Here is a 17767-nt window from a genome sequence, read left to right on the forward strand (position 1 = left end):
TGGAGTTGTATATGAAAAAACGGTGAAGGATAGACAAGCTGCCTAGCAAAAAAATAGCATTTTAATAGGCTTTTTTGTCATGTCAACTTTTTCATTACTCGTTTGTTTTAAAACAATGATCAACTCGTATCTTGTAATTTATGTTGTTAGCTTGATGGGCATGCGGCAGGACCCCTATTAATAGTATCCAGTAATACCATAAGCCTCAAAAGGATTCGAGCTTGTTGATCGATATCCTTCTGCTTTCGCATAATTTCCCACTGGATCATCAACCATGGGGGTATAACATGATTTTTGTCCGGAAAGTACTTTTCCATTTCCTCCAGAACTATTACAATCATATGATCGGAGCTTAATCGAATGATCGGAATTATACTGGTGAATAAAGGCATTCCCTGTATAACCGGATGGCAAGGCAGAATTAAATGTAGTTTTCGCCCAAGCAGACTTACAGGATGGACTATATTTTACCTGAATTGTTCCAACAATGGTTCCATTATCCTTCTTTACACTCGTAGAAACTGCCGTGTAGGCATCATTTTGACAACCAGTAGAAACTGGACTCTTCCCGTTATAACTTGCAGCCTCTACATTGGGAATAGAAAATGACATTGTGGTTAACGCCAAAAATGAAAGAAATACCAACAATTTTTGTTTCATTATAATCCTCTCCTCAATATTTTTTAATACTCTGAAAATTATAACGTTATGTGTATTTATAATCTATATAACTAAACTACTATCTTATTCAACAATCTGGCCCAATTGTTGAATAAAGATCAAACAGCACTCTTCAACTCCCTAAGTTTGATGCAAATATCTCTCGAATGCTCACTTATTCGCAGGATTTCATTACCCTTGATTGTAAGGTCAAAGTTAAATGGAGTGATTTCAGGACATGAAGATTTCGTGAAATCATAGTGAAATAAAGGAGTTGTACAAGACTCCACATTTTGCCATATTATGTACATTCTCCACGCCGCCCCTGGAGGCTTTCCCTCCCATGTCTCAACAGGTCAACTGCCCTATCATTCCTTCTTCATGCCTATCCAAGGGGTGGAGGCCAGTTATGCTAACCTGATGGGTCAGTGCTCTTTTGTTGAAGAAATCTGGTACTCCGCACATATTTGAAATCCTACGAATAAGCCAACATTCGTAAAAAGAAAAAGTCTATGAAAAAATTAGCTTTTGAATGTTCCCTCGAGAACCCAATTAAAAAATCCCCTTTAAAATTACGCAACGGGTTCAGTAATAGGTTGAACTTTTTCTGCACAATAAGCCTCGTTTCTGCGTGCTATTCCAACAAATATCCTAGCTAGCTTACCTACCAATTTCATAATCGATTTCATTTTCTTCACCTTAACATTATTTGGAGTGAATAGCTCGAAATTCCGTGTTATTCATCAAAAGGGCTATGGTGGCTAAGTAAAGGAAACGTCTTAGCCTGGATCGCCCACGCTTAGAGAAGACAATTTAGCCTTTCCACTTACCAGAGCTTGCTTCAGCCAGATGCAACCCAGTGTGCCAAAGTAAAGAATTACCGTTTGAAAAACCACTTAGATCTCCTGCTTCATCTAATATTCCGGCTAAAGAAATTTCACTAATTCCCTTAATGGCAAGCAGCTTCTTGGCAAAAGGTAACTGATTTAATACATCCTTAACCTCTTGTTCCACTTTCGAGATGTAAGACTGCAAAGTGAGAGTTTAGTAACTGAATGAAATTCTTAACATGGCGTGAGCAACGACAATTCCAGCTCGTTTTCTTCCTTTTCTTGCAGCTGTCCGTCTTTATAGAGGGCCAGGATAGCTTTTAGAGGCTCCAATTGAATGAGCAGCTTCGGTTAAAGGAGACTTTAAATATTTATTTCCCTTTTTGGCTCTGGTGGACTTCCTTTTTTCTGCACTATCATTGTGTCCTGGCACGAGGGCGGCCCATGAACATAATCTGGCTGCACTTTCGAACTGTTTTTCAACGTCTGTTCCGATTTCTGCTAGAATTTGTTCTGCCATTCGAATGGCAATTCCGGGTATTGAATCCAGTCGTTCTATGCTTTCTTGGTACATACTAACTCTTTGGGCAACCTCCTGATCGAGTTTTTCAATCTGTTCAGTCAGAAAGTCAATATGAGTTAGAATCGTTTTGAGCATCATGCCTGATGAGGATTCACGTACCCATTCAGGGCAAGGATTAAATCATCCTTTTTCTTCTTCATCGAACGTCTCGCAAAGTTTGCTAGTTTCTCAGGATCATCCTCACCATTTGCGATCGCATGAAGCATGTCCTTTGATGAAACGCCCATAATATCCGATACGACAGAGCCTAATTTGATATTTGCACCATCAAGATCCTTTTGAATTAAATTATGCTGTCTAGCTCGTTCTTCAATAATACTTCTGCGATAACGAACAAGCTCACGCAATTCTCGCTGATTTCGAAAGGGATAAAGCTTGCCTTCAACAACCCATGACGAAGAAGTTGAACTATCCATTCAGCATCCTTGCCATCTGTTTTTCGACCAGGGACTGCTTTCATATGTTGTGCGTTAACAACTAAAAATTCCATTTCTTCAGCCTCAATTAAGTTCACGATAGGCTTCCAAAATACATCAAAAGACGCTTTGCACATGCAATAGCTTACTATTTGTTTTTGCCTTCATTTTTAAACGACTATAGCACTAAACTCGTATTTATTTTTCTTTTTTAATTTATTTTTAACGTAATTTTCATAGGATGTTCAGGTTCCTACGATACACTCAGAATACTTCTTTCTGGTCAACTTGATTTTAAATGAGAAACCAAAACTATAAGCAAGGAGATGAACAATATGAACTATGAAATATTTCAATGGTTTAACGGTTGGTCCGGCCATTTCTCTTATCTAGATAGAGGAATGATATTCATCACTAATAGCGTTCCATATGTGGTAATCGCACTTATGTTGTTCCTATGGTTTATTGCAAACAAAGAAAAACGAGCGGAAAAACAGTACACAGCTATATACGCTGTTTTTTCTTGCTTACTTGGATTGTTCATAAACGCAATCCTTCACCTTGTCTACTATCATCCACGTCCATTCGTGGCACACCATGTTCATCAGTTAATACCGCATCCTGCTGACTCTTCGTTTGTAAGTGATCACTCGGTATTAGTATTCTCCATAGCATGTACGATGGTGCTACGAAACGACTCGTGGAAGTATCCCATATTAGTATGGGCTATTATTGTTGGCATTTCGCGTATATTCGTCGGAGTCCATTATCCTGCAGACGTGATTGGTGGCGCCCTTATTTCATATGGGGTAAGCATATTCGTTATACAGTCTTCCAAAAAACTGGAGCCTTTGGTACAAGTGGTGTTCTACATGTATGACAGATTAACGAAACATATCCCTTTCCTGGCTAAGTACAACCATAAAAACTTAAGTCAAGATAGATAAGGATTTTTTCTAATGGAAAATCTACTAAGAGTTGAAATCCTATGGTTAATTGATAAACAAACTTTTTCTTATTATGTGGAAATGTTGTATTTTCTATTTTTGTCAGAGATGGAAATTGCTTTGTAACAATGACAACTTCCAAGAAGGAGATGAGTTAGCATTTTCTGAACAAACTGAAATGGTCCAACATTCAGGTCGGTAAATGCTATGCAAAGAATCACAAGTCACCATATTTTTTGGAGCCGTCAAGATTATGGCAACCACTGTGGGAGAAACAGCGCAGACTTCCTTAATGATTAACTTGAATTTGGATGGATATCCTTATTTAGAGAGAGAAATAAAATTAAGTTGTGGGAAACCCTTTAAAGAAAGGAAGTTATATATGCAAGAAAACCAAAATAAAATGAAAATTTCACTTAACAAAGTGCCACAAGTGACGATGTTCTTTTGGATCATCAAAGTTTTGTGTACAACTGTTGGTGAAACATTTGCTGATTTCATCAATTTCAACATTGGACTTGGTTTAACTCTTACTACTATTATTATGGGAGTTGCGTTTTTTATTGCATTGTTTTTTCAATTTAAAGCAAACAAATATGTTCCAGCCATTTACTGGGTAACAGTTGTTCTTATTAGCGTATTTGGAACACTGGTAACGGATAATTTGACAGATAATATGGGTGTACCACTTGAGGTTAGTACAGCTGTATTCTCGGTGCTACTTGGACTGACTTTTTTATTTTGGTATCTTAGTGAAAAAACACTTTCGATCCACTCGATTTTTACTAGAAAAAGAGAAGTTTTCTACTGGCTTACGATCCTTTTCACCTTTGCACTTGGAACAGCGGTCGGTGATTTATATTCCGAACAACTTGGTTTTGGTTATCTTAATACAGGAATAGGCGTTGTTATTATTATTGCTCTTGTGTTCTTAGCTTATAAATTTTTAAAACTTGACGGTGTATTAGCTTTCTGGATTGCGTATATTTTAACTCGTCCGCTTGGAGCGTCAATTGGAGATTACCTATCCCAACCAAAAGTAAATGGCGGATTAGGAATCGGGACAACCGTTACGAGTGTGATTTTTCTTATCGCTATTTTAGCGATCATCGTTTTCCTTGCCATTTCAAAAATTGATACAAATGCTAAAAGTGATATAGTGGAAACAAACCAAAGTAATGCAAATAAGAAACATGTGCTAACACAAACGATTGTTGTACTCGTAATTTTCTTAGTTGTGGGTATAGGTGGTTATAACTGGCGCAGTAATAATATTGCATCACAAGGTGCTGCAGAGCAAGCTACATTAGCAGGTCAATTAAATGATTTTGTTAAAATTGAAAATGATATGCTAAACGCTGTAAATAAAAACGACTTTGCTTCAGCAAAAAAAGGCGCTGATAATTTGGAACATCAGTGGGATACACAAGAACCTAAGCTTCGAAAATTTGATAGCACTACATGGATAAAAATTGATGGAACAATTGACTCTGTGCTAGCAGCGGTTCGTTCTTCAAAACCTGATGTTAATCAAAGCAAAACAACACTTACTAATTCACTTAGTGTCTTAAAAGGTGCAAATAAAGCAACATCAAAGTCTGGTGCCTCACAAACTACATTATCTGGACAGTTAAACGATTTTGCAAAAATCGAAAATGATATACGAAACGCTGTAAACAAAAATGACTTTGCTTCAGCGAAAAAAGGGGCAGATGAATTAGAACATCAATGGGACACACAGGAACCTAAGCTTCGAAAAATCGATGGCGCTACATGGACGAAAATTGATGGAACAATTGATGTTGTATTAGCAGCAGTTCGTTCATCGAACCCTGATGTAAACAAGTGTAAAACAGCACTTAACAATTCACTTAGTACCATAAACGCAGCAAATAAATAATACTTTTAGGAATCGTCAATCGCGGTTCCTTTTAAAATGCATAAACTAAACACAATCTCACGATTGCTCTAGAATTCTTAGGATTTCATAGCCATATCATTAACCATTATCCATGTAAGATCAGGCATTACTCCTCAAGGATAGGGATTTATCGAAAAAGCGTATCCTAAACTAGCCAATTATAGAAAAAATTGGTTTAAACAATGTTATGATCACAGTTTAGGATGTATAATTGAAATTGGTATTTATGCAAAACATGAAGGTAGAAGTGACTAAAAGGAAGGCGAATTGTTTTGGCTATAATAGATATTGACCAAATGCTTTTTGATACTGAAGAAATTGCCGAAGAGTCAACTCCATTCCATCTCGATACAGTTGACAATTATTAGATAAAACGGATAACTGGTAAAGAAAAGCATGTCCAAAGTGGATATGCTTTTTTGTCACTTTGACCGATTATTTGCACTTATTTTAAGTGTTATTTTGCACATCCAACTTTAAAAACCCAGCTACCTTCACTTGAGAAGATTAGCAGGGTTTCTTAATAATTTACATCCAATCATTTATAGAATTATTCTGATCTGTTTAGTAAAAAAGCAACTGATTATTATTTAGCAATCGCGCCCTTTTATTGAAAAAGGAACTTAAACTATTATTTTTCAAGGGTACTCATTATTTCATTAATAACTTCGGCGCAAGTCTTAATTTCTTTTATTCCACGAAACAAACTCACCAAAGGGCGGTGTCTGTCCAAACCTAAAAAAATTCATCCATCAACTGTTTGGATTAACTTCATAAGTTAGCAATTTAAAGGAAACTGTTCCTCTATGTTTCTAGGAATAGGTTTTTGCACCAGAACCATAATGTATCGAACCTAACAAAATGATTATGTTATTTCCCACTTTTCATTAAAATCTTCTTATCTTTTATGACGGGAAGCACTTGCTGAAAGCTTTAAATAGCTTTAACTGCCCTTTTGTGCGAATTTTACCTGACATGACGGCTGATAATATCCCTGTTTCTTTGGCCATCAGCCGAATCCATGTTTGACTGTCTGCAATAAGTTGGAAATCTGCATCCCCGAGATGTCCCTTTTCCACAGTAAGGGTCTTGTTCTTTATGATAACCGTTGCTTGAGCATTTTCTTCTCCAGTAAATGTAAAATGATAGGTAGCAGCTAAATCTTTTGCTTGATTTCTTTGAAACATATGAGGAAGCACCTGCAAAAACGCACGGATTGATTTCGATCGTAAGCCGTTGCTCACCGGTCGAACTTGTTTATGGGGAAAACGCTTTTTGACATGATCCTCAGCGTCGGAATTCGGCACTACATACACCATTTCGCTTTTATCCTGTAGTGGTTTGACAACGTCCTTCAAAAATTTCTTGCGATCGTCAAGAAACTCACCAATTACATCTTCTCCAGCAGGACAAACGGACATACAGTAGGCCGCTTTATAGCTAGCTCCAAAAGAAAGGCTCTGCCACATAGATGCTGTTTCTGCATCATTTACTTTATCCCTGTATGATTTAGAATTTTTGCTGTCGGTAATCTTCTTCACCCAATCGCTGAAGCCGCCGGAAAATTCTCGATAGTTGTGCGTATAACAGGCGGAGAAATTAAAATGACCATCAGCGCCAATGGCTCCTACCGGGCAGGCAGCTACGCACAATTTGCACTCCAAACACGGATTATAATCAATGGGCTGACTTTCCGAAGTCATATCTGCATTTGTAAGGATCGTACCTAACAAAATAAAGTTGCCGAACTTGGGATGAATGACATTTCTATGGATGCCTATTTGTCCGAGTCCAGCCGCAACCGCAATTGGTTTATGTGAGATGACCCATGCTTTTCCGGTACTTTCCTGCTCCATCGGGAATCCTGCTGGCGGATTCAATGCTTTGATGCCTTGCTCTTCAAGCTCTTTCACGATTTCATGTCCGATATGCGTTACGTTATCGACAACATGATGAAATTCCGTATTTGCAATGGATCGAGCTGTCGAACGCAAGGGCTCGCGGTTCATTTTACAGACGAAACTAATAAGCGTCCTGGCTTCGGGAAACAGATTCAAAATTTCTTTTTGTTGGTCCTCAAGTTCGCTTCGGTCAATAGTGACGAATCCAACATCGTCGGCTCCTGCATGTAGACATAAATCCCGCAACCATTGTGTATCTATGCGCCTGCCTTCGGTCTCCTGCATAATTTCCTTTTTCTTGTAATATTGTTTTACGGTAGGATGATCATTTATTGTCCCCTTTTTCATGGCACTCAACTCCTTAGTCATTCAATTTAACGCCCAGCCGAACTGTTTGATGGCCTGCCCAATCATTCGAAGTTGTGCATTTCATACAGACTTCGTAAAATTGATTTTTAGTTCTAGCGTTGTGAATGTCTCCCCTTTGCTGAGGGTAGATGCATAGGCTATTCTCATCGCTGTATCAGTAGCATCGCAAAGTACGCCGTCGTGAAGCTTTCTACCAAGGCTCACAGAACTTGTACGGAAAGCTTATCGGAACGGTCAAGACTTAAAGTTTCTTTCTTCTTGCCCATCGATGATCAGACGACATCCACTATGACAGCATCCTTGTCAGATTTCGTATTATCGCCTTCTAAGTATTATAGATAATCAGTGAGACCGATCGGTCTTTTTTAGAGTAAAAAAAAGCCATCTCCGGCTTCTTTTTAGACTGCTAGGCACAGTTCTGAGCAAGAAACGATCTAAGATGATACACAGCTTTTTTCATGTACTCTTGGTTCTTGTAAAGTTTGCTAAGTGCTAGCGCCCCCTCCAGCGTGGAGATAAACACGGTCGCCACAAACTCGGGATCCACTCCTTGTTTAACCTCACCCTTCTTTATGCCTTCCTGAACAAGATTACGAACCATTCCGAGCAAGCCATCCATTGCTTCACGGACTTTTTCTTGAAGCAATGGGTCTGCGTCATCTGCTTCAATGGCAGCATTCATAATCGGGCAACCTCCCGGGAACAATTCTCTTTCAGCAATCCCCTCAAATACGGAAATAATGGAAAGAAGACGTTCCATGTATCCTTGTTTGCCTGCCATTGCTTCAGAGAAAAAATGACTCATAGTGTCAATGGAAAAGGAGAAAGCGCTCAACATTATTTCCTCTTTATTTTCAAAATGGTTATAAATCCCTCCTTTTTGAAGACCAGTCTCGTGCATGATGTCGGATATAGAAGATGCCCTATATCCTTGGCTATTAAAAATTTTTGATGCTTTTTCTAAGATCAGGGCTTTAGTCTGTTCTCCCTTGCGATTAACCATGAATCTATTTGCCTCCTTTTGAAAAAGGTTTACGAAATTTATAAGACCATTCGGTCCTTTTTATTGTACAATTAGGTAGTATCTTTGTAAAGTGCAAAATATAACAGGAAAAATTTTTGATTAAAGTGGATTACATCACATTGACTGAATTACAGATAAAAGGAAGACAAGCAAAACAGACATCCCACGTCCTAGCAAATATAAGTAGCAAATGCAAACAAGATGCTCTATTTAAAATGGCTGATTATTTACTTAAATATAAGCAAGATATCTTAAAGGTAAATCAAATAGATTTAAACAATGCGTTGGAACAGCAAAAACAATGTTAGATCGTCTATTGTTAAATGCAAATCGTATTGAAGAAATGGCAAACGGTTTACGACAAGTCACTACTTTACCAGGTCCTATTTGTGAATTAAAGAATATGACTGTACGTCCAAATGGTTTACAAATTGGACAGCTAAGTGTGCCATTAGGAGTTATAGGAATCATTTATGAAGCTCGCCCAAATGTAACTTGTGATACAGCCGGATTATGTTTAAAATCTGGTAATGCAGCTATATTACGAGGTGGCAGTGAAGCAATATACTCTAATATAGCTATTGTAAATATATTATCAAAAGCTATTTCTGATGCAAATTTACCTTCAGGCGCTCTTCAACTAATTGAAGATACTCGACGTGAAACTGCAATATCATTAATGCAACTTAATGAATATGTAGATGTGCTTATTCCTCGTGGAGGTTCATGGTTAATTCAGAACGTCGTTAAGAATGCAACGGTACCAGTAATCGAAACTGGTACCGGTAACTGTCACATTTATGTAGATGAATCTTGTAATATTGAAATGGCGAAATCAATAATTATTAATGCAAAAACATCTCGTCCTTCTGCATGCAATGCAGTTGAAAAAGTACTTATAAATAAAAATATAGCTGAGAAATTCTTACCAATCATCTCTCAAGCATTAATTGAAGAAAATGTTCAGATACGTGGAGATAAAAGAGTTGCTGAAATCTGTCCAAATATAAGATTGGCAACGGAAGAGGACTGGAAACAAGAATACTTAGATTACATCTTAGCTATTAAAGTAGTAGAAGATATTGATGAAGCTATTTCACTTATTAATAACTATAGCTCAAGCTATTCAGAAGCGATTATCACAAACGACTATAATCATGCTCAACACTTTCTAAAATTTGTGAATTCCTCAGCTGTGTATGTTAATGCATCGACTCGTTTTACTGACGGAGAAGAGTTAGGGTTTGGAGCTGAGATTGGTATTAGTACTCAAAAAATACATGCTAGGGGCCCAATGGGGTTGAAAGAACTAACAACTAGAAATACATTTTTTACGGAAACGGACAAACTCGGTAACCAGAAGTTTATAAAGAGAAATATGTACTGCCAGTTTTTTCACAGAGTATATAAACATAAACTATTTAAAAAAGATATTTTATTGTTTTCTTAAGGAGAATGATAATTTGAACGGAATTTTTAAATAGATAAAAGGCAGCTAAGAACTATTTCTATGCAGTCGCCTTGGCAACAGTAAACCACTAAAAAACTTAAGCATTTATGTAGTCGCTAATGAGGACAGTAAAAGGTTCGAATGATTAGCAGTGTGTGCCATGATAAATGGCGTACTCTTTTTTTAGCTACTTTGCATAAGGAAATTGAAATGTGTATAATTGAATAAGTTATGTATTATCCAGCTCACTAGGGGGATGTAAGAATGTTACAATCTGTATGGTTTAATTTACCAGTTGAAAATTTAGAAAAGAGTGAAGCGTTTTTCGAGGGAATTGGATTCAATATTAATAAAAACCCAGATATGTTAGATAAAATGGTTGGTATTAAAGTGGCGGAAGGTTCGATAATCATTCTAATTGAAAAGTCTCATTATGAGCAGGTTTCTCGTGCTTCAGTACAACCTAATGCAAATGAAGTGTTAGTGTCGATAGGTGTGAAGGAAAATAAAGAGGTCGATGAGATATTGGATAAAGTTGAAGCGGCAGGTGGCAAAGTACTCGAACGTTCAACAGAACATGAAGGATATTATGGTGGATTATTTGAAGATTTAGATGGTCACAAATTTAATCTGCTTGTGTGTTAACAAATAATAAAAGACTCGTTTGCTGCCCCTAACTTATGAAAAGCTAGGAGAGCGAATGAGTCTCTTTTTTTAACTTAAATTAATCAATACTTGATTGTTTACGTAGTTCATATACTTTATCTGGTGTTACGTCTTGGCCAAGTGGGTACCCATCTCTTATAGCTCTAACTATGACTTCATAATCCTCCATGCCATGCTTTTGGGCGATTTGAGCCAAAGAATAGGCCCATTCATTCCGTTTTCCTTCCATTATCTATCGGCACATGTACTTTAATCGTTTTGCTATCTGGATTGACTCCGAGCGCTATAATATCATATTCATTATTTACCTTATTGCTTTCTTCCATGAATTCTCGGCCCTATCCTTCCTTTTTCTGATTGTCTAAGTAATCATAGACTAAAAAAGTATAAACGCGGCCATCAGCACAACTAACCCTAGAGAAAATCGTTTTTTTAATTTCTTCACTTTATATCTCCTTGTCCAAAATTCTGTCTCTGCTTTTTAACTTTATCATATTTATCTATCTTTAGAACTATCTGGTATTAAAATGATCAAAAGCGACATAAAATAGACTTTTCTCTTTTTTAACTCCCTCAGTTTGATTCGAATATCGCTCGAATGCTCACTTATTCGCAGGATTTCATAACCCTTGTAATTGGACTTACGGGTAAATGAATGAGTTCAGATCAGTTAGGCTTAGTGAAGGCATAGTTAAATAAAGGAGTCAGCTAATACTCCATATTTTACCATATAATGTACATCTCCACGCTGTCCCTGGAGGCTTTCCCTCCCATGTCTCAACGGGTCAATTGCCCTCTCATTCCTTCGTCATGCCTATCCAAGGGGTGGAGGCCTGTTATGCTAACCTGATGGGTCAAAGCGCCCTTTTGTTCAAGAAACCTGGTACTCCATACATATTTGAAATCCTACGAATAAGGCAACATTCAAAATTAAAGTTACCTATTTTAAAATGATATATTCTATATAACTAATGTTTTATTTCTATGCTGCTAAAGGGATTATTACTTGGACTTTATTTGGACAGTAAAACTCATTTCATCGTGCTATTCCTACAAAAATCCTTGCTAGTTTTCCTATCATTTCATGATTGACTTCATTTTCTTTATCTTCTTTACCTTCACATTATGGGAATGGATGTCTTTAAACTCAGGGTTATTCATCTCGAGGCTCATAGTTGCTAAGTAGAGGAATCGTCGTAGCCTTGACCTTCCACGCTTTGAAATGACAATCTGACCTTTCCATTTGCCTGAACTTGCTTCAGCTAGATGTAATCCCGCATGCCTTAATAGAGAGTTTCCGTGAGAGAAACCACTTAGATCTCCTGATTCACCCAGTATCCCGGCTAATGAAATTTCACTTATTCCTTTAATCATAAGTAGTTTTTTTGCAAATGGTATTTTGTAGAGAACTTCTTTAAAGTTGTTGTTCAACTCTTTCGAGTTGTTTTACAGCGAGGTCATATTCCTCTAATAATTGTTCTAAATGTAATTTATAAGCATCGAGAGCTTGTCCTGTCCCAATTGAGGATTTCGCTAGATTGATTAGTAATTGAGCCTTCTTGGGTCCTGGTTGTCGTTTCATTAAAGACTTCCAACCCCTCATGACATCTAGTGTTTCTAGTGAAGATATTTCATCCGGTGTAGGAAATAAACGAAGGGTTGCGATTGCGCCTTTGCACGTTACATCTTTAAACACTTGTCTGAGTTCAGGAAAGACCACATCCACCCATCGATTTACTTGATTAATAGACATGACGAGACGTTTAACAATCACATCACGATTAGACATTAGAACTCTAAGCTTCTCAAATGATTCTGATGATGGGCGAATAAAGGAATAGTAGCCGTTTTTGACCATATCCGCGATAACGAGCGCATCTTTTTTATCACTCTTAGATTGGGTATTATCACGATTCTCTTTATTCCTTTTTACTAAGTGGGGATTGACTGTTACAACCTCAATGTTTTGGTTATATAACCATTTTGAAAGGTTAATCCAGTAATGGCCTGTAGGCTCCATACCTACTATTGCTGCATCTAAGTTTTTTAATCTTTTTAAATCATGAATCCAGTTTAATAGTTTAACGAACCCCTCTTCATTATTTTCAAATGTAATAGGGTCTCCAACTACAATTCCACGGAAGTTAACTGCTCTTGCAACGTGTAATTGTTGAGCGATATCCACACCAATAATAAGATGTGTATCAGAAATTCTTTCAATTAGTTGATTTTGTTTGTCTTGCATTTTAAAATTCATAATAGGGCTTCCTCCTTAAGACTCTGAGTTAGATTGGACTCTATACTCGTATCTTACTGAGGGGCTCTATTTTTTTCAAATCTGATATTTAACGATCTACAGGAATGCTAACCTACCCCGTTAGTTCTAGAAAAATATAGAAAGCTAGTTTACATAGACAACCTTATCAGAAAGGTAAAAGGCTCCCTTTTCTCTCCATTATAATAACCAACATAAGTTTACCTTTATCATGCATATATTCATATATGGACAAGGTAGAGGGTGAATAATTGATGACTAAACAATCTCTTTTTAAAGGAACTATGATTTTAACAGTTGCCGCATTCATTACAAAGATATTGGGATTTGCCAACGGAATAGTATTAGCAAATGTAATAGGTCCTGAAGGCGTCGGACTTATCATGATGGCAATGCCTGTTACTGGACTTTTAATTACATTAACTACGTTAGGACTTCCCATAGCTATATCTAAACTGGTTGCTGAAGCTGAAATAAAGGGAAACTATAGACGTGTAAAAAAAGTCCTGGTTGTATCATTAGTAACTACTAGCTTATTAGGGTTTATTTTAATGATTGTTGCAATTTTCGGTGCTAAGGCATTGTCTTCACATTTCTTAACAGATCAAAGAGCTTATTATTCTTTACTTGCCGTGATACCGATAGTTCCTATTGTGGCAATTACAAAAAAAAATGAAGCTATTTTTAATGATAGATTTTCTCTAATTCACTTTTTATTGGGATAATTTATAGTTGTTTTATCAACAAATAGGTTTTGTTGAGCCGTATGAACAAGACATTCCTAAGAAGTTTAAAACAGATGAATGGAACAGAAAATAAACCTATACCGTGGTCTGAAATCCTGCGAATAAGCCAGTATTCGTGAGCATTATCTATTATACTGAGGGATTTTATTAAGAAAAAAGATTCTTATTGGGGTAGCATCACATGCCCATCAAGTTAAAGTTTTGTAGTACCCCCAGAACGAAATTTTGGACTTTCTTGTAACTTATAAGCTCAATTTATCGTTTTGGGGGTGACCTATTTTCTTGGCTTGATGGGCATGTGGCTGTACCCTTTATAAAGAAAATATTTCACTGGAAGAATTAAATGAGGTTGAAATTAAAACAGAAAACCTTATAGATAACTTTGAAAAACAGCTAACTGCCATTGATGATGAAATATTTGATTTTGAAAAAATGAAGGACTGTTTTTCTATTTATAAAAATAGTTATCCTTTAATTACAGACTATAAAAAGTCTGATGATAAAACAAAATTTAAGCAAGAAAATTATTATCAATTTAAGCAATATGATATGGCTAAAAGGAATATCAATTTTCTTAAAAAGCATTATGGGATTGATGAAGAATCGAGTTTTCATTATAAGTTGTCTTTGATGAAAAATGAGCGTAATTTACTTTATGGCAGCCTTGGAAAACGGAATGAAAGAGCAAGAGAATTGGAGCGTCAAGAACGAGAAAGAAGGGAATTGCAGCGAAGAAAACGCTTGGACGAAAGATAAAAATTAAGAGTAAATCAAGATACTTTGTGGTATAAATTTAATTACGGGGAGGGATATTTTAAATCAGGAGGTGTGTATTATTAAGGTGTGGGACGACATTATGACTGCTCGGGAAGCAAGCGTTGAACTTGGAAAAAACACTAAGTATGTTTACCTTCTTTGGAGACGTGGATCTGATGTGCTGCTGAAAGACAGCGTCCAAATGAAAGGAAGTACACTCCTTATTACCAGACAAGGTTTTGAACATTTAAAGCTAATTGCAAACGAGGGATCACATAAATTGATTTAACAATAATAACCTATACACACTTACACTTGCAAGCGTACCCATATACATACTTAGGGTACGCTTGTTTGTTTTTTGTAAAGTGAATTACTCACTTCCTAGATCAGGTGTCCGAAGAAAATAAAGTATTAGACTCGAGTTGTTGATTTAACGCGGTTTTCAAGTTTAAAAATCGTCAGCTCTTGAGAAATAAGTTTTAGACTATTTGATTCTAATAAACAGAAAACAAATAATAACCCGAAAATAAAGTATTAGACTGTTTTGATCTTTCAGACAAAAAATGGAAACTGTAGTAATTCAGTCAAGAAGAATTATTACAGTTTCCATTTTTCTAATTTTATTATCAGTTATTTTTCACACCAAATTCTAGACTCTTATCAAAATAATGCTTAACTTCAGAAAACAACTCATCATATTTTTCTTTTTCAAGAACATGAAGCTCATTCTCAAGTGTGATTTTCTTTCTAAATGTATTTCAGGCTCTTCTACAACCAAAAAATAAACAAGTAAACTTGTGTTTATTAAGTGCTTTGGCAACCTTGTTCTGTCGAGCATAGGAGCCAATCTTACCCATAATAAGGGCACCAGACACTCTACCCTCACGAATAGAATGTACCAAGCGCAAAGGTAGTGAAAAATGAAACTGGAAGCAAACAACAAGTTAGTCATGATTGGAGATTCCGTCACGGTACGAATGCGGCTGTAACGGCCGATAAGAGATTAAGGAACAAATAGAATCTTGTCAATGAAATAGGAGGCTTCTTGGCGAAGCAAAGGTGCTTTGGACCGGAAATCGACTGAACCGTCAGAATTGGTTATTGTGACTGGATCCGTAACTCCGGCAGCAACAAGCTTGCTTACGGCCTTGATAGCCGATTCATCGGTTTGCCCTGCCAATCGCACCTCATCGCCAAGCGGCCATGGAAGAGGAATGCGCGTTAAAATGACGGCCATTTCTTCCCGAGTTATCGTGCGATCCGGTTCAAATCGGCCTCCAGTCTCCTCCCCCAACCAATGCTGCTCGACCGCTGCCTGTATCTCTTTGACCGCAAAATGGTGTTCGATATCCGTATAACCGGATTTCGATTTGGAGGGCGGATAGCCGACAGCATGCAGTAGCATTGTGATGAATTCCGCACGGGTCATGGGCGCCTTGGGGTCAAAGCTGCGCCCATCTCTTCCATTGATGATATCCAGCGAATGGAGCTTTTCAATAGACGGTTGGTAGGGGCTTTCTTTCGAGACATCGAAAAACAGCGCTTTTTCCTGTATTTTGGGCGAATAGGCTATCGGTGACTTCGCAGGTCTGTACATATTAGCAATACCGCCATCCTTTTGTTCAATAAATGCTATTTTCTTCCCGTGGTCATCCATAAACAACAAGGGATCTATCTTTTTCAAAGTAGTCTTGCTATTCCCCAATTTGTATCTGTCTTCCGCTACAAGTTGTCCGTTATTGTACGTAATTCTAGTCACAAATGACGGGGTATGCAGGTCTTTGTATAATCCGACGTAACGCGCGGCTTGCTGTTCTGTCAGAGGTGATACCGATTCAGGCGTCTTGGTGCTCTTCGGATAATAATGGTCCATAAAGGCAGCATACAAATCCGAGCGCAATTCGGAATCATTATTATAAATGACGAACATTCCCGTTTTGCGCTCAGGCAGTAGCCATGTAAATGAGGCATGTCCGGGGATGTTCCCACCTTTGCTGACGACATACTGACCATTCGACAGTTCATTGAAAATGCTTTCAAATCCATAGCTTGTAATAGGTATGGCCGGATGAGCGAAAACGGAAAACTTGCTCATTCGCTGAACACTTTGTTCGCTTAACATTTGCCGATCTCCGGCCTTTCCTTTTTGCAGAAGCATGGTCATGAATTTAGCCATATCGCTTCCGGTGGACAACATTCCGCCCTGAGGCATGTCCGTAGGATAAAGGCCATACTCCGGATATGGCGTGCCTTCCGGATCGTAAGCTGCAGCCATTCGGGCTTTAAGCTCTGGGGTTACAAGATCATGGGAAGAATTCATGCCGAGCGGCTGAAAGATGTTTTTATCCATGTATTCATGAAAAGGGAGCCCGGTAACTTGTTCCACGGCATATCCCGCCAAAGCAAAAGCATAATCGTCATACTGGTAGGCTTCCCCCGGCGTCCGGACGATGGTTGGCATTCGATCCATTAAGAAATCTCGAAGAGAATTCTCTTGATTGAGAAGATCGGGCGAGGCGTCATCGTCTTTTTCATATGGGAAATCGAACCCAGTCATGTGGGTCAGCATATTTTCCATAGTTAGCGGTTTACCTGTCGAATTGGGTATTGTGATACCTCCGAGATAAGATTGGATGTCCTGATCCAGCTTGATCTTCCCTTGGTCAGCAAGCTGCAGCACAGCCGCAGCCGTAAGTGTCTTAGAAATGGAACCGATGCGAAAAACGGTATTGGAATCAACTGGGGTTTTGCTTTCTTTGTTTGCATACCCGTATCCTTTGGATAATACCACTTGTCCGTCCTGAACGACGACGAACATGGCACCCGGGACATTGAACTTCTTCAGGCTTTCCCCAAAGTAATTGTCCGCGAAGGCCTCCACTTCTTTGGGGTCAACCGGACCGCTTGGAGCAGCAGGAACAGCTGCAGGCTGAATCGCTGTGATTGTTTGCCCCTTAAGAGGGAGCTGTTCCGTACTGACACTATACCCTCCGACCAAAGCAATCAAGTAAGTCACAGCTAGAGACGTGCTTAGCGTTACAGCGAGCACTTTTGAAACTCTTTTTTTACGCATTAGAAAATCCTCCATCAATAAATTTAGTATAGTCTAGAAGTACCCTCTCAGTGTAACATGATGGATTATTTCCCCACACAGTCTTCCGTCTAGTTCATTCCCTAGCCTAAGGTCAAGCAAAAAAGGGGATGTTAATGGACTAGTTTC

The 17767-nt window shown here is 38.0% G+C and carries 13 protein-coding genes and 5 pseudogenes; 7 read left to right on the forward strand and 11 right to left on the reverse strand.

From position 1 onward, the window contains the following. Positions 1–177 precede the first annotated feature (177 nt). The 5 genes and pseudogenes from N9I19_RS20710 to N9I19_RS20730 all read right to left on the reverse strand — a co-directional run. On the reverse strand, positions 178–660 hold the full coding sequence (locus tag N9I19_RS20710) for a DUF2690 domain-containing protein (protein ID WP_317778845.1): 483 nt from the start codon (positions 658–660) through the stop codon (positions 178–180). Positions 661–1232: 572 nt separating this feature from the next. Next, positions 1233–1674 (reverse strand): annotated as a pseudogene (locus N9I19_RS20715) (transposase); the annotation flags it as partial. Positions 1675–1788: 114 nt separating this feature from the next. Continuing rightward, on the reverse strand, positions 1789–2151 hold the full coding sequence (locus N9I19_RS20720; protein WP_317778846.1) for an IS110 family transposase: 363 nt from the start codon (positions 2149–2151) through the stop codon (positions 1789–1791). Further along, positions 2148–2489, reverse strand: coding sequence for a hypothetical protein (locus tag N9I19_RS20725; protein ID WP_317778855.1), 342 nt, complete (start codon positions 2487–2489; stop codon positions 2148–2150). Before N9I19_RS20725 ends, N9I19_RS20720 begins: the two co-directional genes overlap by 4 nt. 2 nt (positions 2490–2491) lie before the next feature. Beyond that, positions 2492–2626: pseudogene (locus N9I19_RS20730) on the reverse strand (IS110 family RNA-guided transposase); the annotation flags it as partial. Between the two features lie 198 nt (positions 2627–2824). On the opposite strand from N9I19_RS20730, the gene N9I19_RS20735 reads away from it, so the two are divergent. Beyond that, the gene (locus tag N9I19_RS20735; RefSeq protein WP_317778847.1) at positions 2825–3436 is read left to right on the forward strand and encodes an undecaprenyl-diphosphatase; all 612 of its coding nucleotides are present in this window, start codon (positions 2825–2827) and stop codon (positions 3434–3436) included. A 253-nt stretch (positions 3437–3689) separates the two neighbouring features. After that, positions 3690–5336: a COG4705 family protein gene (locus tag N9I19_RS20740; protein ID WP_317778848.1), complete on the forward strand. Its 1647-nt coding sequence runs from the start codon at positions 3690–3692 to the stop codon at positions 5334–5336. 926 nt (positions 5337–6262) lie between these two features. On the opposite strand, the gene N9I19_RS20745 is transcribed toward N9I19_RS20740, so the two are convergent. Both N9I19_RS20745 and N9I19_RS20750 read right to left on the reverse strand, forming a co-directional pair. Beyond that, complete coding sequence (locus N9I19_RS20745; protein ID WP_317778849.1) at positions 6263–7606, reverse strand: SCP2 sterol-binding domain-containing protein; 1344 nt, start codon at positions 7604–7606, stop codon at positions 6263–6265. 427 nt (positions 7607–8033) lie between these two features. Beyond that, positions 8034–8630: a TetR/AcrR family transcriptional regulator gene (locus tag N9I19_RS20750; RefSeq protein WP_317778850.1), complete on the reverse strand. Its 597-nt coding sequence runs from the start codon at positions 8628–8630 to the stop codon at positions 8034–8036. A 140-nt stretch (positions 8631–8770) separates the two neighbouring features. On the opposite strand from N9I19_RS20750, the pseudogene N9I19_RS20755 reads away from it, so the two are divergent. Next, positions 8771–10007: pseudogene (locus N9I19_RS20755) on the forward strand (glutamate-5-semialdehyde dehydrogenase). 358 nt (positions 10008–10365) lie between these two features. Beyond that, complete coding sequence (locus N9I19_RS20760; protein WP_317778852.1) at positions 10366–10746, forward strand: VOC family protein; 381 nt, start codon at positions 10366–10368, stop codon at positions 10744–10746. A 79-nt stretch (positions 10747–10825) separates the two neighbouring features. Here the strand turns inward: N9I19_RS20760 and N9I19_RS20765 are convergent, their stop codons facing one another. Then, positions 10826–10996, reverse strand: a complete 171-nt coding sequence (locus N9I19_RS20765) for a hypothetical protein (RefSeq protein WP_317778853.1) — start codon at positions 10994–10996, stop codon at positions 10826–10828. An 807-nt stretch (positions 10997–11803) separates the two neighbouring features. Next, positions 11804–13024: pseudogene (locus N9I19_RS20770) on the reverse strand (IS110 family RNA-guided transposase). Between the two features lie 272 nt (positions 13025–13296). Between N9I19_RS20770 and N9I19_RS20775 the strand changes: the two are divergent. From N9I19_RS20775 to N9I19_RS20785, 3 genes are all read left to right on the forward strand, one after another. Further along, complete coding sequence (locus N9I19_RS20775; RefSeq protein ID WP_284470672.1) at positions 13297–13767, forward strand: oligosaccharide flippase family protein; 471 nt, start codon at positions 13297–13299, stop codon at positions 13765–13767. A gap of 453 nt (positions 13768–14220) precedes the next feature. Further along, entirely contained in the window at positions 14221–14544 is a 324-nt protein-coding gene (locus tag N9I19_RS20780) for a hypothetical protein (protein ID WP_317778854.1), read from the forward strand. A gap of 100 nt (positions 14545–14644) precedes the next feature. After that, a complete protein-coding gene (locus N9I19_RS20785) occupies positions 14645–14833 on the forward strand; it encodes a helix-turn-helix domain-containing protein (protein WP_289336585.1) in 189 nt (62 codons plus the stop codon). 514 nt (positions 14834–15347) lie between these two features. On the opposite strand, the pseudogene N9I19_RS25320 reads toward N9I19_RS20785, so the two are convergent. Both N9I19_RS25320 and N9I19_RS20790 read right to left on the reverse strand, forming a co-directional pair. Further along, a pseudogene (locus N9I19_RS25320) lies at positions 15348–15455 on the reverse strand (Tn3 family transposase); the annotation flags it as partial. Between the two features lie 95 nt (positions 15456–15550). Beyond that, a complete protein-coding gene (locus N9I19_RS20790) occupies positions 15551–17620 on the reverse strand; it encodes a serine hydrolase domain-containing protein (RefSeq protein WP_284470669.1) in 2070 nt (689 codons plus the stop codon). Positions 17621–17767: the final 147 nt, after the last annotated feature.

It is taken from the genome of Peribacillus sp. CSMR9, from assembly GCF_033141925.1.
Lineage (GTDB): Bacteria > Bacillota > Bacilli > Bacillales > DSM-1321 > Peribacillus > Peribacillus simplex_A.